Genomic DNA, 20,884 nt, shown 5'->3' with positions numbered 1-20,884 from the left:
AAAAGATAAACTTCAAGTGGGACAATGGGTTTTAGCGATCGGAAATCCGCTTGGTCTAAATTATACTGTAACCGCAGGAATTGTTTCTGCAATGGGGCGAGGGGGATTACAGCTTATTCAAGATAGTTATGGAATTGAAGATTTTATCCAGACAGATGCAGCAATTAATCCTGGCAATTCTGGCGGCGCATTGGTTGATTTAAATGGAGCAGTAATCGGAATCAACTCTGCTATTGCATCCCGAACAGGATACTATCAAGGTTATGGTTTTGCGATACCAATCAATATTGCTAAAACAGTTGCGAAAGACTTAATCGAATTTGGTCGTGTAAAGCGCGGTTACATTGGAGTTCAAATTCGTGCTGTGGATGATGCAGTCGCAAAATCGGTCGGACTCGATAAAACAAGAGGAGTCATAGTTGAAACTCTCGTTGAAGATGGTGCAGCAAAGGACGCAGGCATTGAGATAGGTGATATTATTATTTCGATTGACGGACGTGAGGTGTATCAACCAAACGATCTCCAGGGGTACATTGCCAGTAAACATGCAGGGGATAAAGTCAATTTAAAACTTTGGAGAGATGGAAAAAACATTGACAAATCTATTACACTCAGGCCTCGCAAAGAGGATAAAGATTTAGCTTCAGTCGAGAAGAAAAAAGAAGATAGAAAAGTTGATACTGCACTTGAAACTAAGACTTATAAAGAGATTGGATTAACTGTAAAAAATCTTTCAAGCAATGATTTAAAAAATTATAAAGTCGAAAATGGAGTTTTAATTTCTGCCGTGGATAATTTCGGAAGTGCTTTTGATGCTGGACTCCGAAGCGGACTTGTAATTACTGAAATTAATAAAAAGAAAATCGATTCAGTGAAAGAATTCGATGAGCTTGTATCCGACAAAAAAGGTTCTGCTCTTCTTTTAAGAGTTCGCGATGGACAGGGAAATGCTCGATTCGTTGGACTTGAAATTCCAAAATGATTTTATAAGAACTAACTAATTTATGTCATTAGTGGCAGGCTAATTTGACTGCCACTTTTTTTATTCCAACTTTTTACACTATGCTAAACTTTAAGACTTTCATATTTAATCCATTTCAAGTTAATACTTATGTTATCCATGATACTGAAACTTCCGAAGGAATAATAGTTGATCCTGGAAATAGCCGGAATAAGGAAAATCGTAACTTATCGAGCTTTATCGAGGCTAATGACATTTCTATCACCAAGGTGGTAATCACTCATGGGCACATAGATCACGTTTTCGGTCTAAATTACGCAAGTGAAAATTTTACTACCGATATTTATTTTCCCTCACCTGATTATCCTTTACTTGAACATCTCGAGAAGCAATCTGAAATGGTTGGAATGACGATTAATAAAATTGAAAAACCAAAATTTGATTTGCACACATTTGAGGAATTAATTCTCGGGAATTATAAAATCGACATAAGAAAGGTTCCCGGGCATTCTCCAGGTGGAACGATTTTGGTTTTTCATTCAGAAAGAAAACTATTAACCGGTGATACAATATTTTTCGAAAGTGTCGGTCGTTCAGATTTGTACGGAGGAGATTTCCAAGAATTAAAAAACTCAATCAGCAGCCAAATTCTCTCTCTGCCAGATGATTACGAAATCCTGCCTGGGCATGGACCTCTTACGACTGTCGGACATGAAAAGCAGCACAATCCATTTTTATAATTTAAGCAGATTGATTATTCAAATCCCATTGTCTAATTTGTAAATAACATTGTTAATTGCATCCAAACACCACTGAGGTTTATGATGAAGGACAAAATAGAATTACTTAAACAGAATATCGAAAAAGCTGAACTAGGCGGAGGAACTCATAAAATTGAACAACAGCATAAACGAGGGAAACTTACAGCAAGGGAAAGACTGAACATTTTACTTGATGAAAACTCGTTTAACGAAATCGACAAATTTGTTGTTCATCAGTCAACTGATTTCGGTCTTGAGAAACAAAAATTTTACGGTGATGGTGTAATCACCGGGTTTGGGAAAATTGATGGCAGAGATGTTGCCATTTTCAGTCAGGACTTTACAGTATTTGGCGGCGCCTTATCAGAAATGCATGCGAGAAAGATTTGTAAGATCATGGACATGGCAATGAAACTCGGAATTCCTGTAATTGGATTAAATGATTCGGGTGGTGCGAGGATTCAGGAAGGAGTTTCAAGTCTTGGAGGTTATGCAGATATATTTCTAAGAAACACACTTGCTTCCGGTGTTGTACCACAAATTTCTTGTGTAATGGGTCCATGTGCTGGAGGTGCAGTTTATTCTCCTGCTATAACTGATTTTATTTTTATTGTGAGGAACACATCCTACATGTTTGTTACGGGTCCAAATGTTGTTAAAACTGTCACACATGAGGATGTAACATTTGAGGAACTCGGCGGAGCAGATACGCATGCAACAAAATCTGGAGTGGTTCATTTCACTGCTGAAAACGAAGCGGAGTGTTTACAGTCCGTCCGAAAATTATTTTCGTATATACCTCAGAATTGTGAAGACGATCCAATGCAATTTGAGTACATGGAAAATGAAACTGATCTCCCAGAACTTTTATCGATTGTACCAGAAAATCCAAACAAACCTTATGATATGAAAGAGATCATTACTAAAGTTTTGGACTATAATGATTTTTTTGAGGTTCACGAAGCTTATGCTCAAAATATTATTGTCGGTTTTGGGAGGATTCGGGGAAAATCTGTCGGCATAGTTGCAAATCAGCCTGCAATTCTTGCAGGAGTTCTCGATATCAATTCATCGATAAAAGGAGCTCGATTTGTTCGATTTTGTGATGCCTTTAACATTCCTCTTATTGTTTTTGAAGATGTTCCTGGATTTATGCCTGGCACGGATCAGGAATGGGGAGGAATCATTCGAAATGGAGCCAAACTTTTGTATGCATTCTGTGAAGCAACAGTTCCTAAAATAACCATCATAACTCGGAAAGCTTATGGCGGTGCATATGATGTAATGAATTCAAAGCACATCCGTGGAGATTTTAATTTTGCTTGGCCTTCAGCTGAGATTGCCGTAATGGGGCCGAAAGGTGCTGTGGAAATCATCTTCAAGAAAGAAATTCAAAAAGCAAACGATTCCGAAGCTGAGCTGCAGAAAAAATTGAGCGGCTACATTGAAAAGTTTGCGAATCCCTATATTGCTGCAGAGAAAGGATTCATTGATGAAGTGATATTCCCAAATGAAACAAGAAAAAAACTTATTTCTGCTCTAAACATTTCACGAACAAAAGTCGATAAAAATCCTAGGAAGAAACACGGAAATATTCCTCTTTGACTTTGTGTAATGTATTGTAATCGAATAAATTATTGGAATTATCTAATAATTTTCTTGACTTTATTGAAGTAGTGACTTAAATTCAAACGCCATAAGGATACGTAAAATTATAGAGAGTTGCTAATGAGCAAGTTATTTACTGCTTTTTTAATATTAATAACTTCCACTTCTGTGATATTATTTGCTTCGTGTTCAACGACCAAAGTTGAGAACATTGTTGTTGTTGATACTCCCAAAACAGAGGTGAAGACAGATGGAATTGTTGTCACACTACTTGAACGTGTTCGCCAGCATTATTTAACCGCTTTGAAGCATGAAGAAGAAGGGCAGTTACTTACCGCGCTAAAAGAATATGAAAGCGGAGTAGAACTACTTAATAACATAAGTTTTTATCCAGACATAGATAATATTTCCGATTTTGTTGAATTAGAAAGAAGTGTACTTGAAGATTATCAAAAACTAATAGATAAGATGGATGAACTTCCAACGGAAATCTCACTCTCAAGTTTGAATGAGTGGTTAAGCAGGAAGATAACGTCTTTCGAAAAATCCAAAGTTACCTTACCAGAAAAGATTACAATTGCTGAAGTACCTATTGAAGTTAATTCAAATGTTGAATCTTTCATAACCTTTTTCACAGGCAAAGGGAGAAATCACGTCGAAAAGTGGATAGCACGTTCTGGAAAATACTTCCCAATGATGAGAAAGATTTTTAAGGAAGAAAGTGTTCCTGAAGAATTAATATTTTTGAGTGTAATTGAGAGTGGATTGAATCCAACTGCAGTCTCCTGGGCTAAAGCTGTTGGACTTTGGCAGTTCATTCGTTCAACAGGAAAATTGTACGGACTTGAGGGAAATTTCTGGTATGATGAACGAAGAGATCCTGAAAAATCGACCCGTGCAGCAGCTCGGCATCTTAGAGATTTATATAACTCACTCGGGGACTGGTATCTTGCGTTAGCATCATACAATGCAGGGGAAGGAAGAATTCGTAAAGCGGTTGCCCGAACTGGTTCAAATAATTTTTGGGATATACTAAATAAAATCCCGCGAGAGACAAGAGGTTACGTACCCCAGTATATCGCAATAACTATTATTTTTAGCGATCTCGCTAAATATGGATTCACTAATATTAAGTATGAAGAACCTTACGATTATGAAACTTTCTTAGTGAACGATCCATTTGATCTATCAGTTTTAGCTTCAGCCGCAGGAATTCCTAGCGTAGTTTTAATTGATCTGAATCCTGAACTTATACAACAAAGTACACCGCCAAACCATCCAGGCGGTTATCCATTGAAACTCTTGAAAAACGTAAACGCAAAAGAAAACTTAGCGAAAAACTATTCTCAAATTCCTGAATCAGCAAAAAGGTCATTCGTTGTTCATAAAGTTGGAAGTGGAGAAACCCTTACTTCAATCGCTAATAAATACGGCGTTACTGCTGGAATGATTGCAGATGCGAATAATATCCCAAAGAAGATTCGGCTTAAAAGTAATTCACAATTAAAAATTCCGATCCCATACAGTGCCGAGAACTTAACATTTAATGTTGCCGAGCAAACTTCAGAAAATGCTGATGAACAATCTGAAGACATTGCCGAAGCTGGCGAGGAATCAACAAATGAGCTTGAGGTTAGTTCAAACACTGAAGAAGCAGTTGAAACAAATGAATCTCAAACCTCTTCACTTGCAAGCAAATCGAATTTAACATTTAATACAGAAGGAAAAATCCCAGTAAAATATTATGTAAGAAAGGGAGATTCACTTACAAAAATTGCTGAGACCTACGAATCTCGTATAACTGACATTCGAATTTGGAATGATATTCCATACAATAAACAAATTGCTGTGGGTGATGTTTTAACTATTTATGTTCCATCAGAGAAATATAACTATTTAAGTTCACTTCAAAATTATACACCATCTGAGCAGATTTCTGTAAAAAATGTATCTACAGTAACTCCAACAGTGAATGAATCAAAACAAAAACGATTAACCCACATTGTAAAACGAGGTGAAAATCTTTCGGGAATAGCAAAAAGGTATCGAGTATCGATCAGCGATTTAAAAGATTGGAACAACCTTCGATCTTCAGAAATTAGATATGGTCAGAAGTTAAGAATTTATTCTTCATCATCTCAGAATTATGCTTCAACTGTGAGAACGAAAGATACGCGCGCCGTTACCAATTATCGAGTTCGAAAAGGTGATTCTCTTTACGAAATTGCACAGAGATTCGGTGTGAATGTGGATGATTTAATGGAATGGAATAATCTCTCTAGCAGCAAGATTAATCCTGGTAAAAGACTTACAATAAAAGGTAAAGACTATTCCTATGCGAAGGGAGATAATTCAAGTAAAAAGCGAGCTTATCACACGATTCGAAATGGAGAAACTTTAGAATCTATTGCGAAAAGATACAATTTGAGTATCTCTGAATTAAAAAAATTGAATAAACTCCGAGGCAGCAGAATTGTTGCTGGAAAAAAACTGATTGTTTATAAATAATTAAATCTTAATCCCGTTGGGGGTGCTTGTTGTACAGGCTGAGATCAAACCCCTGAACCTGATCTGGATAATACCAGCGTAGGAAAACGGCAGCCTCTTTTGTTGGTATGCCGTTTTCGGAAACGGAAACAAAAATAAAGGAGGTAAAAATGCAACTCATAAAAATCATTTCTTTCGTTTTCATTTCTTCTGTTTTATCGTTCTCGCAATCGTTAACTGGCAAAATCATCGACTCGAGAACAAATGAACCGCTGCGTTCAGCTAATATTTTAATATTTACTGAAAAAATCGGAACTGCTTCAGATCGCAATGGCGAATTTTCCATCGACATTAGCGTGATTCCTGTGAATCAATTTGAAGTTAGATTTTCTTTTATCGGCTATGAATCGAAAATCTTGAAATTGAATAAATCAAACCTAAAGGATTTTTATTTTATCCGGCTCGATGAGGCAATACTATCGTCACAAACAGTTTTAGTAACATCGACAATAGGGAGAGAAGGGCTTTCACCCATAACGTTTAGTAATATGTCTAAAGAGGAAATAAAAAATCGTTATACAATTCAAGACTTTCCCCAATTCTTATCAGAATTTCCTTCCACGACATCATATTCCGAAAGTGGAAATGGAACCGGCTATAACTACATAAATATTCGCGGATTCGACCAAAGAAGAATTTCAGTAACCATAAACGGCATCCCCCAAAATGATCCTGAAGATCATAACATTTACTGGATAGATTTTCCCGATTTGATTGAAAGCTCTAGTCATATTCAACTTCAGAGAGGTGTCAGCAGTAACTTAATCGGTTCTCCAGCAATAGGTGGTTCGATCAATATCATTACATCAACCTTTTCAAAAGAAAAAGAAATTTTGTATAAAATTGGTTTTGGATCTTACAACACTAAAAAAATAATGGCTTCGTTTTCATCTGGACTCATCAATGATCAATATGCAGTGTATGGGAGGCTTTCGCAGCTTCAATCTGCCGGTTATCGTGAGAATGCATGGATCAATCTCTTTAGTTATTTTTTCAGTACAATCAGGTTTGATGATAATTTTACAAATCAGATTAACATTTTTGGCGGTCCGATTGAAGATGGATTGACTTACACAGGACTTCCAAAATTCGTCATTAAAAATGAAAATGAAAGGAAAAAGAATTATTCTGACTGGGGACAATCTGGAGATTCTTATTCATACATTGTTCCGCGCCGTCGAATTGAAACTGAGAACTTTTCACAGCCGCATATCGAATTACTAAGCGAATATAGATTTGATGAAAATTTGGTTCTCAATAGTGCACTCTTTGGCTATTGGGGAAAGGGATTTTTCGATTATGATGCTTCATGGGGAGATACAAGTTATTTTCGACTAACTCAGGCAAATGGTTTTGGTCCGACCACAAATTTGTCCAATGCTTTAGTTCGAGCTTACGTTGATAATAAACATTTTGGTTGGATTCCACGAATCTCCCTTAACACCGATTTTGGAAATTTCATTTTCGGATTTGAATTTAGAAAACATAATTCTCTTCATTGGGGAAGTGTATGGTTTGCAGAGGGAATTCCAGCAGGTGCAGATCAGAATTGGCGTTATTATGAATATAAAGGTGCAAAAGATATTTTAGGAGGTTTTGTATACTATAAAAAGGATGTGCTGGATCAACTAACATTAACATTGGAAAATCAAATTGTTTACAATCGCACAAAACTTTTTGATGAAAAATTTATCCACACAAATTTTGTCATTAGAAATGTTTTTGTTAATCCAAAAGTCAGCTTGATTTATAATTTATTTGGAAACCTTAGTTTTTACAGTTATTACGCTATCGTTTCAAGAGAACCAAGATTGAAAAACTATTATGATGCAGCAGAATCAAGTGGCGGAGCAACTCCACAATTTTATACTGATGCAGCAGGCAATTATGATTTTTCAAATCCTTTTGTCAGACCAGAAACTTTGAGGAATCTTGAATTCGGTGCTCATTATAATCTCGAACGTCTAAAGATAAACTTGAATTTGTACTTGATGAGCTTTAAAGATGAGATAATAAAAAAGGGACAATTGGATAGATTTGGTCAACCTGTAACCGGAAATGCTGAGAAAACTACACATTTTGGAGCCGAATTTACTCTCGATTATTATCTCTTACGAGATTTATCAATAACCACGAATTTTTCTCTAAGTCAAAATAAAATTAATGAGGGACAAACTTTTATTAAGTATAAAGATCCGGTATCCAAGAAAAAACTGATCAAAGAGATTGACCTTGCAGGTAATAAGATCTCAAATTTCCCGGATGTTATAGCTAACTTTCGGCTTAGCTATAAGACAGATAATATCTTTACAAGCATTTCAGGAAATTATGTTGGGAAGCAATTCACCGATAATTACGATAATAAACTGAATGAGCTATTAGCTCTCTATCCGAATTTTGTCGAGTATAATGATAACATCGTTCCAAGTTATTTTGTTGCAAGTTTTGATCTTAGATATACTTTTCGACAACTTGGTTTTATTAATGAGCTGACTATTTTTGGTCGGATTAACAATTTATTCAACAAATTATATGCAACCTATGGAATCGGGAAAGAATATTTCCCAGCAGCTGAGCGAAATTTGTTCGGAGGGATTGAGATAAGACTGTGATGAAAACTGTAGCAATTCTTTGTAACGGTATTCGTCCAAGAAAATCGATCTTAAATCAATTTGAAAAAAAATATGATTTCGATTTAATTTGTGCGGATGGAGGTGCAAATTCTGCTCGCAAACTCGGATTTCTTCCAAAAACTATAATTGGAGATTTAGATTCAATTAAAGAAGGAGTACTTGTATATTTCAAGCGAAGAAGTGTGACTATCAAGAAACTAACAGGTCAAAACGATACAGATCTAGAAAAAGCTTTAAAGTTCGTTATTGAAAATAAATATAACCAAGTTTTAGTATTTGGATTCTCCGGAAAGAGATTTGATCATACTCTAAGTAATATTTCAAATTCGATGAAATATTCTAAAAAATTGGAAGTGCTGTTAATCGATAATTATTCTGTGCTCCAATTCGTAAGAGGCAAAAAACAATTTGCATCCGTCAGGGGAGAGACTATTTCATTGATCTGTTTCGACCAAAAAACAAAAATCAAAACTTCCAATTTGTTGTTCTCTTTAAATAGTGAATCCCTTCAATTTGGACGAAGAGAAAGTACAAGTAATGTAGCTGCAAATGATAATTTTATTTTAGAAGTAAAAAATGGTGTTTGCTTGATGACGAGAGCATTGAAAAATTTCTTGCAGGTGAGCAACAGGTCTTAAATTGATAAATTTAGCAACGATCGATGTAGTTCTGATTTGCTGTTATGTAATCGTACTTCTATCCATTGGATTCTACAGCACAAAATTCTCAAAACAAACCGAAGCAGACTATTTTTTAGCTGATAGAAGTCTAACTCTCAAATTATTTGTCATGACAACTGTTGCGACTTGGTATGGAGGAATATTGGGAATAGGGGAATTCACATATCGTTATGGGATTAACAGCTGGATTATGCAAGGACTGCCGTACTATGTTTTTACAGTTGCCTTTGCATTTTTCTTTGCCAAAAAAATTCGAAGATCAAATCTTCTCACAATTCCTCAAAAACTTGAACAAACATTTAATCGAAAAGTCTCGATTACCGGAGCAATTCTTATATTTCTAATTGTGTCACCCGCACCTTATGTTTTGATGGTAGGAATTCTTCTAAGTCTATTGGTAAAAATACCGCTTTGGTTGGCGGTAGTGATGGCAATGCTCTTTGCCAGCATTTATCTTTACAACGCTGGATTCCGTTCAGATGTTTACACAGATGTAATGCAGTTTATTTTAATGTTTATTGGATTTGGAATAATTCTTGTGTTTAGTATTCAAGAACTCGGCACACTGGAATACTTACATTCCAAACTTCCAGAGAATTTTTTGATTCCGTTTTCAGACATACCGATAGAGTTTTTCTTAGTCTGGTTTTTAATTGGATTATGGACATTTGCTGATCCAGGTTTTCATCAAAGAAGCTATGCTGCAAAAAATGAAAAAGTAGCAGTGTATGGATTAGTAATTTCAGTTGGATTATGGATTGTATTCGATTTCTTAACCACATCGACTGGATTGTATGCAAAAGCTTTTCTATCAGAAGTTAATAATCCCCTCTTTTCATTTCCATTGTTTGCAGATAAAATTTTACCCCCAATATTTAAAGGATTATTTGTGGTTGCATTATTGTCTACGGTAATTTCAACTTTAAATAGTTTCACATTTTTGAGTTCACAAACGCTTGGCAAGGATATTTTACAACGGATGATAAAAACGAGTGGCAATAACAGCATTCATCTGACAAAAATAAGTATGGTGCTTACTTCAATCGTATCAATTATTCTCGCAGTTTCCATTCCTTCGGTTGTTGATCTGTGGTATTCAATTGGATCTGTTTTTATGCCTTCATTATTGTTCCCGATTATATCATCATATTATCCAAAAATTGCTTTGCCTTCAAAATCTACCTTTATCCAAATGATCACTGTACTCGTGATAACACTTGTTTACTTTATCATTTCAAAAAGTAAATTAATAGATGGATTTGAATTTGAGCCTATGATTTTTGGGATTCTATTTGGGATCCTATTTCAAATCATAGGCTTGATAAAAATTAGGGGAGTAAGATCGCTGCGGCAATCACGGTAGTCCATAAACCGTTTTTATCACCTTCAGCAGATTGGGTAACATTAAAAGTGCGAACAATTTTTCCGGACATTTTATAAAGATCTTCGCGTTCGCTCCAAGCAACCTCAGGATCGAAATCAATTCCAAGCGTGGTAGCCAGCATTGAAGCAGCAAGGTCTTCAGCATATTCACCAGCTTTATTTTCAGTCTCTCCATAAGGATGATGCTCAGACAAATATCCGTACTGACTTTCATCGGCAGGAACCGCAGCACCAATTGATGCGGCTATCAATCTGTTTGGTTCATTAGTTGCATTTCGTGCCATTACGCAAAAAGTGATTGCACCTGGTTCTAAAAACTTCAAACCCTCTGGCGGCGAGATTCGTTTACAACCTGGTGGAAAAATACTTGAGACTGTAACAAGATTAAATTTTTCAATACCAGCATTCCTCAAAGCAAGCTCAAAGGATTGTAAATATTCCTTATGTCTTCCTACGCCTTTGGTGAAAAATAATTTTGTTGGGACAAACAATTCATCATCTCCGTTATTTAATAATTAATTTATAAAATTTTCTTTTTCCAACTTTCAGAATTTCTTCATTCTTTAGGTTAAGAAGAACACTAGGATTAGTTAATTTTTCTCCTCCGACACGAATGCCGCCCTGTTCGATTAAACGGCGAGCGTCGCTATTGGTGGAGGCTGCTCCCACAAATCGCAGCAACTCTATCAAATTCATTGGTTTTGAAGTCGGGATTTTAATTTCACTGATATCTTCCGGTATTTCTTTTTTGATAAAGATTCTATCAAAATTTCCTTCTGCTTCTTTTGCATCAAGTTTTGTGTAATACATTTCAACAAGAGTCCGAGCCAATTTTCTTTTTAAATCTCGTGGATTAACTTCTTTACTTTCAAGCTCTTTCTTGATTTTACTTAATTCTTCTTTTGTAATATCTGTTAGTAACTCAAAATACTGGTAAATAAGTGAATCAGGAATGGACAAAGTTTTGCCATAAATTTCGGAAGGTGTTTCAGATATTCCGATGTAGTTATCAAGTGATTTGCTCATTTTATCAACGCCGTCAGTACCAGGAAGTATCGGGAGCGTGAGAATTACTTGCGGCATTTGGTTGAACTCGCGTTGAATATCACGTCCAACGAGTAAATTAAATTTTTGATCGGTTCCTCCCAACTCAACATCTGATTTAATTGCAACCGAATCCATAGCCTGAGCGAGGGGATAGAGTAATTCATGAATACTAATTGGTTCCCCTCCTTTATATCTCTTTTTAAAATCGTCACGTTCAAGCATTCTTGCAATTGTATACTTTGATGAAAGTCTAATGACATCTTCAAAATTCATTTTTGAGAGCCAATCGGAGTTATAAACAATTTTTGCTTCGCTTCCGTCAATCACTTTTGAAGCTTGTTCAAAATAGGATTTCCCAAATTCACGAGTTTCTTCCAACGACAACGAAGGTCTAGTTTTGCTTTTTCCTGATGGATCGCCGATCATTCCAGTAAAATCACCAACAATCAAAATTGCATTATGACCAAGCTGCTGAAACTGCCGAAGTTTTCTTAAAACTACGGTGTGGCCTAAGTGTAGATCAGGGCGGCTTGGATCACAGCCGAGTTTTATATTAAGCGGCGTACCTGTTTCTAATGATTTTTTTAATTTCTGTTCAAGTTCTTCTATTGGGATGATTTCATCAGTTCCTCTTTTAATCAGGTCGATCTGCTCCTGAACTGATGGGAATTTAATCTTCAATGTACTTTGATTTTCCTTTCAATTTCTCGTTTAGCATCTTTCTCGGCAATTGTAGCCCGTTTATCAAATGACTTCTTTCCGCGTGCTACTGCAACTTCAATTTTTATTTTACCTTTCACAAGGTATACTCTAACAGGGATTAATGTCAATCCTTTTTCTTTGACTTTCGACTTGAGTTTTCTGATTTCACTTTTATTTAGCAGGAGTTTTCTTTTTCTTTTTTCTTCGTGATTGAAAATGTTCCCGTGATCAAACTCGCTTATGTGCATATTAATCAAATAGGGCTCTCCATCAATGAAATCAACGTATGCATCGAGAAAATTTGCTTTAGACTGACGCAGTGACTTTACTTCAGTTCCTTGCAAAACTATTCCAGCCTCTATGGTATTGAGGATGAAGTATTCGTGTAATGCACGCTTATTACTTAAGAGAGTTTTTTCCTCCAATTCGTGACTCATTGCGTGGCTAACTTAAAAATATTGAGAAGTAAAATCAATAAATGAAGTAAATGAATTTTTCCTCCCATCTTGTCACAAAAAACTAAATATTTTTTCATCAAACATTTGTATATTAAAATATGAAACTTGTGCAGTGTTTTATTTTAATATTAGTTTCACTTATCAATGCTCAGCAAACAAATCTTTCCCCAATTCCAACTTCAGGAGGAACAAAGTTTTTTTATAAGCCCGATGCAGTATATAAAACTACAACAGTTTCTGTCGCAGGTTCTTTTAATAATTGGAGTAAATCCGCAAATGAAATGAATTTCGATTCTGCTAGGAATTTATTTACAGCAACTTTAAAACTTAAGCCGGGAATCGAATATCATTACAAATATGTGTTGAACGATTCTATATGGATTACCGATCCAAACGCACCAAATGTTACTGAAGATGAATGGAAAAATGGGATTATAATTCCTTATCAATTCGGTTCACCCTATGTGGTTAATTTCAATCCACCAAATAGTAAACGAGTTACGAAATTAGATGAAATAACCTGCAAATTAGTTGGAGTTGACACTTTGATCAATCCGAACTCCATTTCGGTTTTGATTGATAAAATAGTTTGCAAATATGTTTTTGCTCAAAAGTCAGGTGAATTAAAAATCATTCCATCTTCAAATTTAGAAGAAGGTGAGCATAATGTTTTGATTCAATTTTCCGATTTGAATGGGAATAGAAATGAAGGGTATCTTTCAAAATTCTTTTTAGATAGGTTCAAAGCAAAAATCAAAACACCACGCTTTTATGATAGTGCAGTAATGTATGAAGTCTATATACGTTCATTCCACGATTCAAATCAAGATGGGATTGGTGATTTTAACGGTTTGACTGCCAAATTAAATTATTTCAAAGAACTTGGTGTGAATACGCTCTGGTTAATGCCTTTCAATGAAAGCACGAAAGATCACGGTTATAATACCACTAACTATTTTTCAATTGAAAAAGATTATGGATCATTTAACGATTACTACCGATTTATTTCAGAGTGTAAGAATAATGAAATACGAGTAATAATGGATTTGGTAATCAATCACTCGGATTCTTCTCATAGATTTTTTAGAGATGCTGTAAATAGACCAAAATCAAGATTTTCAAATTGGTATCAATTCACTGACTCAATGAATACCACATGGAATCACTTCGGAATTGAAGCCGATATGCCAAAATTCAATTTCGAGAATGAGGAAATCCAAAAATATTTTATTGAAGTTATAAAGTATTGGATTGATCCGAATTTGGATGGTGATTTTTCTGATGGTGTCGACGGTTTTCGCTTTGATGCTGCAAAAGAAATTCCTCATCAATTTTGGAGCAAAGTTAGAAAGGAAGTTAAAAAGATACGAAACGATGTTTTACTGCTCGGAGAAGTTTGGGATGGCTCAAACTATATAATTCCTTTCTTTGAAGATGAAATGGATATGTGTTTCGATTATCCGTTTTACTATGAAGTGGAGAGAATTCTAAATAAAAAGGCGAAAAGTAAAATTGGAGATTTGATTGAACTTCAAAGAAAAGTCTATCCAGCAAATTTTCAAATGGTCAAGTTTTTGAGCAATCATGATAATCACCGCGCATTATCACTTTTTGTGAATGATACATTAAAATTGTATCAGGCACTTACAATGATTTTTACTTTGCCAGGTACTCCGATGGTTTACTATGGTGATGAAATTGGGATGGAAGGAATAACACCACCGGAAAATGTCAGAAAACCAATGGATTGGAGTTTAATAAATGATTCAGCTAAGAACGAGCTATTCGAATTTTATAAATCCATAATAAAACTTCGCAGACAGCATTCAACACTATCCAGAAGGCATGATGAGAAGGTGAGAAGTTTCAAATCTGTTGAAGCAAATGATGGGGATATCATCTCCTACTTAAGATTCAGTAAAAAAGATAAATACCTAATTTTGATTAATAATTCAGACTCAAAGAAGGAGAAACTTAAATTCGAGAATATAGAACTGTACAAAAAAGCAGTTAAGATTATTTTTTCGAAAGAGAGATTACTTTCAAAACAGCCTCAAGCTGTCATATCATTAAAAAATTTGATACTATTGCCGAGAGATTTTCTCGTAATTAAGTTAAAGGATTAATGGAACACAGATGACTCGGATTGAGCAGAACTTGCCTGACTACCGACAGGTTTTCACAGATTTAATAAGCATTAAGCATCGTGTATCAATTATAATTGCCATTCTCTTTCTTTGTTTGATTGCGATGGGCTGTGGGAAGAAATCCGATCCGAATGAAATTATTATTTGGCATCAGATGAGAGTCGATGAAAGAGAAGTACTTCAGCGGCATCTCGATAATTTTATGAAGTTGAATCATGAAATTAAAGTCACACAACTTTATAAAGAAACTGAGGAACTTCGATCTGGATTTATAATCGCTGCAATCGGTGGTCAAGGTCCTGAATTAGTTTACGGTCCTGAGGATCAAGTCGGTCCATTCGAAATAATGAAAATCATCAAGCCATTAGATGAAATTTTTTCTGAGGAGTACTTAAACAATTTTAACGAAAAAGCAAAAGTCTACAGCAATGGCAAACTTTGGATGCTGGCTGATAAACTTGGGAATCATTTAACTCTCGTCTACAATAAAGCTCTTTTAAAATCTCCACCAGAAACAGATAGGGAACTCATCGAGATTGGAAAAAAATTAACTCTTGATAAAAACAATGATGGAAAGACTGATCAATACGGACTTGTCTGGAACTACACAGAACCATTCTTCTTCATTCCATTCTTAACTGGATATGGCGGCTGGGTATTTGACGATAGTCTTAATCCAACTCTGAATTCGCAAGCGATGATAAGTGGGTTAAAATTTATCGCAGAGCTTAGGGATAAGCATAAAATTATTCCAAATGAAGCTGATTACGAAATCGCAGATGTACTTTTCAAGGAGGGAAGAGCCGCAATGCTGATCAACGGCGATTGGTCTTGGGCAAGTTACGGTAAATCAGGAATCGATTATGGTATTTCCCCATTACCTCTGATTGAGGAAACTGGACTGCGAGCTGCGCCAATGGTGTCAGCAAAAGGATTTTCAATCAACGCAAATGTGAAAGATGATAAGCTATCGATCATTAAAAAGCTTATGGAATTTTTATTGTCTCCCGAGAACCAACTTCAGACAGCAAAACAATTGAATACATTTCCAACACGAAAAGAAGTCTATCAAGATCCTTTCATCTTGAAGGACGAGATTCTTCAAAATTCACAAAAACAAATTGAATTCGGCAAACCAATGCCAATTGTGTCTGAGATGCGTGCAATTTGGGATGCAATGAGACCGAGTTATCAAGCTGTTCTTGGAGGAACAATCGGTCCAGAACAAGCTGCAATTCAGATGCAGAAGGATGCTGTTAAGAAAATTGCTGAACTGAAGGAAGATGTGACATCTGAATCGGCGGAGCAGATCTTTTTCATAATTGCTGGAATTGGGATTTTCATTTTGATTATTCTCTCGCGGAAGACATGCATCTCGTTCATACTGACATTTAAAGAGAATCGGTTTGCTTATTTCTTTTTATTACCCGCTCTTATTGTGATGGGGTTAGTAATCTTTTATCCATTCTTTTATAATGTAGTTTTATCCCTTTCCAATATGAACTTAAGGCATATAAGTGATTGGGGAATAATTGGTTTCGATCAATATGTTAAAGTTTTTTCAGAGCCGGTTTTTTATTCGGTATTTTTAAAGACGATCTTCTGGACTTTTTCAAACGTGTTCTTCCATGTTGTGCTTGGTGTTGCATTAGCACTATTGTTAAATCGTTCACTTCCAGGTAAAGGAATTTTCAGAACTCTATTGATTCTGCCTTGGGCAATTCCACAGTATATTGTTGCTCTGACATGGCGCGGAATGTTTAACTACGAGTATGGCTCAATTAACCTAATCTTTACTAAATATTTAATGCTCCCTGCTGTCGAATGGTTAAAAAGTCCAACAGAAGCTTTTCTTGCAGTTATTCTTACAAATGTTTGGCTTGGATTTCCTTTTATGATGATAATCTCATTGGGCGCTCTGCAGAGCATCCCACAAGAACTTTATGAAGCAGCTGATATTGAAGGTGCAAGGTGGTTTCACAAGCTTAAAAGTATTACAATCCCATTGATTAAGCCTGTGCTAATTCCGGCTATTACACTTGGGATAATATGGACGTTTAATAATTTGAATGTTGTTTGGCTTGTAAGTAATGCAGGTGAACCATCGGATCAAACACATATATTGGTTTCATATGTTTATAAAGCTGCATTTAACCTTTATCGCTATGGTTATGCGGCTGCATTCAGTATGGTTATATTTTTAATTTTATTACTAATGAGCATTTCTCTGATAAAGAAAACGAAAGCAACAGAATCGGTATATTAGAAATGAAAGAAAGTAAACTCGTTAACTTTTTTATCTATTTGTTTTTAATAGTATTCACGATAGGAACGCTCTACCCAGTTTTAAATGTCTTCAGTATTTCGCTGCGTCCTGGAGATAAACTACTTTCGACCTCACTTGAGATTATTCCCGATAATGCTACTTTCAAGTCATATGTTGAACTTTTTACCAATAGAGATTTTCTTCTTTGGATTTGGAATTCAACTTTCATTTCTCTCGTTGTGACAATTACTGGAGTCGTGCTTGCTTCAACGGCCGGATATGCATTATCGAGATTTAATTTTATCGGTAAACAATTGAGCATGACTGGTATCATAATAACGCAAATGTTTCCAGCAACAATGCTTCTTCTTCCAATGTATATCATGCTGATTGAACTCGGACTTTTGAACAGTTATTTTGGAATTATCATCGTTTACACTTCAACCGCTTTGCCATTCTGCGTCTGGCAAATGAAAGGATACTATGATACTATTCCATTCAGTCTTGAAGAAGCCGCACGAATAGACGGATGTACTCGGTTTCAAGCTTTTTATAAAATTATACTTCCGCTTGCGGCTCCTGCATTAGTAATAACCGCACTTTTTTCTTTTATGGCAGCGTGGTCTGAATATATTGTTGCAGCACAAATTCTGCAGGACACAAAACTTTATACGCTTCCGCTGGGACTTAAGTCATTCCAATCCAATCTCACAACAGAGTGGGGATTGTATGCCGCAGCTTCGTTGGTTGTGAGCATTCCAGTCGTAATTTTGTTTGTTGTGCTCAGTAAATGGTTAGTATCTGGATTAACACTTGGCAGTGTGAAAGGGTAGAAATATGTTGGTTTGTAACAATAATAGGAACGCTGATTTTTAAGATCGTTAAGATCTTTTATGATCTTAATAAATCATAATGATCATAAAAATCTATGTTCCAGTAAATAGCATTAATGAGCATCAAGCCAATTATCACCTTCACCGATGTCAACTTTCACTGGAACTTTTAATGAAATTGCATTAACCATTTCTGTTTGGACAAGTTGCCTGACTTTATCTAATTCAGATTTAGAGACTTCAAAAACTAATTCGTCATGAACTTGCATTATCATTTTCGACTTGAGAATTTCTTTATCAAACATCCGGTCGAGATTGTTCATTGCAATTTTGATCATGTCTGCAGCAGTTCCTTGAATCGGCATATTGATAGCAGCACGCTCCTCAAATGAACGAACTGCAAAATTCTTTGAATTGATATTCGGTAAATATCTTTTTCGTTTCATTAATGTTTCGACATAACCTTTCTTCTTCGCAAATTCAATGGTTGAGTCGAGATAGTCCTGCACACCAGGATACTTCTTAAAATATTTATCAATTATTTCTTTTGCTTCGGATTGTGAAATTCCTAATCTCACCTTGAGTCCAAAAGCTCCAATTCCATAAAGGATTCCGAAATTCACTTCCTTTGCTTTTCTGCGCATATCGTGCGCTACATCTTTAAGTTTGCAATTGTAGATCAGCGAAGCTGTATTCGAGTGGATATCAACATCATTCTCGAATGCAGCGATCATATTTTTATCTTCACAGATGTGAGCCATTATTCTTAGTTCGATTTGGGAATAATCTGCACTCATGATTATCCAATTATTATCTGGAGCAGTGAATGCTTTTCGTATTTCTCTTCCAAGCTCTGTCCTAATGGGAATATTTTGCAGGTTTGGGTCTGTGCTCGAAAGTCTCCCGGTTGCAGTAACAGTTTGATTATAGGAAGTATGTATTCTACCAGTTGTTGGATTTATCATTCTTGGAAGTGCTTCGATATATGTGCTTTTCAGTTTACTTAATTGCCTGTAACTTATTAAGTTTTCAATAATTGGGTGTGAATATCTTATCTGTTCAAGCGCTTGAATATCGGTTGAAAAACCTGTTTTTGTTTTTTTGACTGCTTCAAGTTTTAGTTTATTAAATAGAATTTCTTGAAGCTGCTTCGGGGAATTAATGTTGAACTTTTCCTTTGCGTGATTAAAAATTTCAGCTTCATTGATTTCGATCAGATGCTCGATTTGCTTCTTCTGTTCCGAAAGCTCCGAACTTTCTACATGAACACCATTTAACTCCATACGTGTGAGTGTTTTAACAAGTGGGAATTCTATAGTTTCACAAAGATCAGTTAATTCATTTTCTTTCAATTCCGATATTAGCTTCTCATAGAGTCGATATGTAATGTCAGCATCTTCACACGAATAATTTTTCAATTGCTCAAGATCAACATCCCACATCAATTCAGGATTTTTTTTCTCGCCGATTAAAGCCGAAAGTTTGATTGTTGAATAATTTAAATATCTCAATGCTAATTCATCGAGATTATTCGGAGCATTCGAATTTAACGCGTACGAAGCTACCATCGTGTCAAAGAGCGGTCCCGTTATTTCAATTCCATATTTATCAAGTACAGTCATATCATATTTAAGGTTTTGGCCAATCTTGAGAATTTTTTCGTCCTTAAAAATTGGTTTCAATAATTCGAGTAACTTGGACTTTATTGGGAGAGTGCTATGTTTATCAAATTTAATGAGATAGGCTTCATTCACTCGAAGACAAAATGATATAGCAACAAGTCTTGCATCAATCGCGTTTAGATTATCAGTTTCGGTATCAAACGTAAATTCATGCGCATTAATAATTTTTTCTATTAATCTTTTGACCTCTTCTTCAGTTCGAAGGATTTCATACTGTGTATCGGCAGGATTAAATTGCGCGTATGTGCTAAACTGTTCGGAAGGAGATTTCTTTTCATCAAAAAATAAATTTTGCTCCGGAATATCATAAAGCTCGTGAATGCGTTTTTTAAGTGATCGTATTTCAAGTTCAGTTAATATTTGATCCAAAGCTTTCAAGTTTGGCTTCTTCAGACTGAAGTCATCAAGCTTAAATTGGATGGGCGTATGCAAATTTATTGTAACTAATTCCCTCGAAAGATACGCCGAATCTTTCTGCTCCGATAGTTTTTGTTTTACACTGGCTTTTGAGATTGAGGAGATGTTTTTATAAATGTTATCAAGAGAATTGAATTCTTTCAAAAGTGTTAACGCCGTTTTTTCACCAATGCCCTTAACACCTGGAATATTGTCTGAACTATCACCTGTCAAAGCTAAAAAATCTATTATCTGCGATGGGCTTAGTTCCATTTTTTCAAACAATTTAACTTCGTCAATTAATTCAGCTTCGTCTATACTTTTTGCCGGTTTATAGATTATGGTTGAATCGTTAATTAATTGAAAATAATCTTTATCCGGTGTTACTAAATAAAGTTTGAGTTTTTGTTCTTTGAGTGAATGAACCAGCGTTCCGATTATATCATCAGCTTCATATCCAGGGATAGAAAGCATTGAGACATCCATCGCTTCGAGAATTTGCTTGATATAATCAATTTGATAAATCATTTCCTCGGGCATTTCCTGGCGGTTTGCCTTGTACTCTGGAAATTTTTTATGACGGAATGTTTTCTCTTTGAGATCAAAAGCCACAGCCAGATAATCAGGTTTTTCTTTCTCGAGGATCCGCAGCAAAGAGGCAAAGAAACCATAGACAGCACTTGTGTTTTGCCCTTTACTATTTCGTAATGGTCTATTAATGAATGCAAAGTAAGCCTTGTAAGCCATTGCCATCGCATCGATTAAGAATATTTTCTTCAT

At 35.5% G+C, this 20,884-nt stretch carries 14 protein-coding genes and 1 riboswitch; of the genes, 10 read left to right on the top strand and 4 right to left on the bottom strand.

From position 1 onward, the window contains the following. From FJ213_04765 to FJ213_04735, 7 genes are all read left to right on the top strand, one after another. The coding region (locus FJ213_04765) for a PDZ domain-containing protein (GenBank protein ID MBM4175470.1) at positions 1 to 982 on the top strand (982 nt) is incomplete at its 5' end. 44 nt (positions 983 to 1,026) lie between these two features. Further along, positions 1,027 to 1,701 carry an MBL fold metallo-hydrolase gene (locus FJ213_04760; protein MBM4175469.1) on the top strand — a complete coding sequence of 225 codons (675 nt, stop codon included), beginning with the start codon at positions 1,027 to 1,029 and terminating at the stop codon, positions 1,699 to 1,701. A gap of 84 nt (positions 1,702 to 1,785) precedes the next feature. Continuing rightward, positions 1,786 to 3,327, top strand: coding sequence for an acyl-CoA carboxylase subunit beta (locus tag FJ213_04755; GenBank protein MBM4175468.1), 1,542 nt, complete (start codon positions 1,786 to 1,788; stop codon positions 3,325 to 3,327). A 123-nt stretch (positions 3,328 to 3,450) separates the two neighbouring features. Beyond that, positions 3,451 to 5,838 carry a LysM peptidoglycan-binding domain-containing protein gene (locus FJ213_04750; protein ID MBM4175467.1) on the top strand — a complete coding sequence of 796 codons (2,388 nt, stop codon included), beginning with the start codon at positions 3,451 to 3,453 and terminating at the stop codon, positions 5,836 to 5,838. Positions 5,839 to 5,846: 8 nt separating this feature from the next. Further along, positions 5,847 to 5,940, top strand: a riboswitch (TPP riboswitch). Between the two features lie 47 nt (positions 5,941 to 5,987). Further along, the gene (locus tag FJ213_04745; GenBank protein MBM4175466.1) at positions 5,988 to 8,489 is read left to right on the top strand and encodes a TonB-dependent receptor; all 2,502 of its coding nucleotides are present in this window, start codon (positions 5,988 to 5,990) and stop codon (positions 8,487 to 8,489) included. Next, positions 8,489 to 9,148, top strand: a complete 660-nt coding sequence (locus FJ213_04740; protein ID MBM4175465.1) for a thiamine diphosphokinase — start codon at positions 8,489 to 8,491, stop codon at positions 9,146 to 9,148. Before FJ213_04745 ends, FJ213_04740 begins: the two co-directional genes overlap by 1 nt. Position 9,149: 1 nt before the next feature. After that, on the top strand, positions 9,150 to 10,553 hold the full coding sequence (locus tag FJ213_04735) for a sodium:solute symporter family protein (protein ID MBM4175464.1): 1,404 nt from the start codon (positions 9,150 to 9,152) through the stop codon (positions 10,551 to 10,553). Here the strand turns inward: FJ213_04735 and FJ213_04730 are convergent. The 3 genes from FJ213_04730 to smpB are packed head-to-tail and all read right to left on the bottom strand — an operon-like array spanning position 10,519 to position 12,759. Next, positions 10,519 to 11,064, bottom strand: coding sequence for an arginine decarboxylase, pyruvoyl-dependent (locus FJ213_04730; GenBank protein ID MBM4175463.1), 546 nt, complete (start codon positions 11,062 to 11,064; stop codon positions 10,519 to 10,521). The genes FJ213_04735 and FJ213_04730 overlap by 35 nt on opposite strands. A gap of 13 nt (positions 11,065 to 11,077) precedes the next feature. Next, complete coding sequence (locus FJ213_04725) at positions 11,078 to 12,295, bottom strand: tyrosine--tRNA ligase (GenBank protein MBM4175462.1); 1,218 nt, start codon at positions 12,293 to 12,295, stop codon at positions 11,078 to 11,080. 2 nt (positions 12,296 to 12,297) lie between these two features. After that, the gene (smpB, locus tag FJ213_04720) at positions 12,298 to 12,759 is read right to left on the bottom strand and encodes an SsrA-binding protein SmpB (protein ID MBM4175461.1); all 462 of its coding nucleotides are present in this window, start codon (positions 12,757 to 12,759) and stop codon (positions 12,298 to 12,300) included. Between the two features lie 119 nt (positions 12,760 to 12,878). Here smpB and FJ213_04715 point away from each other — a divergent pair, with 119 nt between their 5' ends. The 3 genes from FJ213_04715 to FJ213_04705 all read left to right on the top strand — a co-directional run bounded on the left by FJ213_04715 (position 12,879) and on the right by FJ213_04705 (position 18,026). After that, complete coding sequence (locus FJ213_04715) at positions 12,879 to 14,906, top strand: hypothetical protein (GenBank protein MBM4175460.1); 2,028 nt, start codon at positions 12,879 to 12,881, stop codon at positions 14,904 to 14,906. 124 nt (positions 14,907 to 15,030) lie between these two features. Further along, positions 15,031 to 17,193 (top strand): extracellular solute-binding protein, encoded by a 2,163-nt coding sequence (locus tag FJ213_04710; protein MBM4175459.1) that lies wholly within the window; start codon positions 15,031 to 15,033, stop codon positions 17,191 to 17,193. Between the two features lie 2 nt (positions 17,194 to 17,195). Continuing rightward, positions 17,196 to 18,026 carry a sugar ABC transporter permease gene (locus tag FJ213_04705; GenBank protein ID MBM4175458.1) on the top strand — a complete coding sequence of 277 codons (831 nt, stop codon included), beginning with the start codon at positions 17,196 to 17,198 and terminating at the stop codon, positions 18,024 to 18,026. Positions 18,027 to 18,139: 113 nt separating this feature from the next. On the opposite strand, the gene polA is transcribed toward FJ213_04705, so the two are convergent. Continuing rightward, the gene (gene polA / locus FJ213_04700; GenBank protein ID MBM4175457.1) at positions 18,140 to 20,884 is read right to left on the bottom strand and encodes a DNA polymerase I; all 2,745 of its coding nucleotides are present in this window, start codon (positions 20,882 to 20,884) and stop codon (positions 18,140 to 18,142) included.

Source organism: Ignavibacteria bacterium (assembly GCA_016873845.1).
Taxonomy (GTDB): Bacteria; Bacteroidota; Ignavibacteria; order Ch128b; family Ch128b; genus JAHJVF01.
This window is presented reverse-complemented; position numbering and strand designations above follow the sequence as displayed.

Excerpts from the sequence above, each read along its gene's own strand:
- FJ213_04705 (MBM4175458.1), top strand. The coding sequence starts at position 17,196 with ATGAAAGAAAGTAAACTCGTTAACTTTTTTATCTATTTGTTTTTAATA.
- FJ213_04745 (MBM4175466.1), top strand. The coding sequence starts at position 5,988 with ATGCAACTCATAAAAATCATTTCTTTCGTTTTCATTTCTTCTGTTTTA.
- FJ213_04755 (MBM4175468.1), top strand. The coding sequence starts at position 1,786 with ATGAAGGACAAAATAGAATTACTTAAACAGAATATCGAAAAAGCTGAA.
- polA (MBM4175457.1), bottom strand. The coding sequence starts at position 20,884 with ATGAAGAAAATATTCTTAATCGATGCGATGGCAATGGCTTACAAGGCT.
- FJ213_04740 (MBM4175465.1), top strand. The coding sequence starts at position 8,489 with ATGAAAACTGTAGCAATTCTTTGTAACGGTATTCGTCCAAGAAAATCG.
- FJ213_04715 (MBM4175460.1), top strand. The coding sequence starts at position 12,879 with ATGAAACTTGTGCAGTGTTTTATTTTAATATTAGTTTCACTTATCAAT.
- smpB (MBM4175461.1), bottom strand. The coding sequence starts at position 12,759 with ATGAGTCACGAATTGGAGGAAAAAACTCTCTTAAGTAATAAGCGTGCA.
- FJ213_04710 (MBM4175459.1), top strand. The coding sequence starts at position 15,031 with ATGGGCTGTGGGAAGAAATCCGATCCGAATGAAATTATTATTTGGCAT.
- FJ213_04750 (MBM4175467.1), top strand. The coding sequence starts at position 3,451 with ATGAGCAAGTTATTTACTGCTTTTTTAATATTAATAACTTCCACTTCT.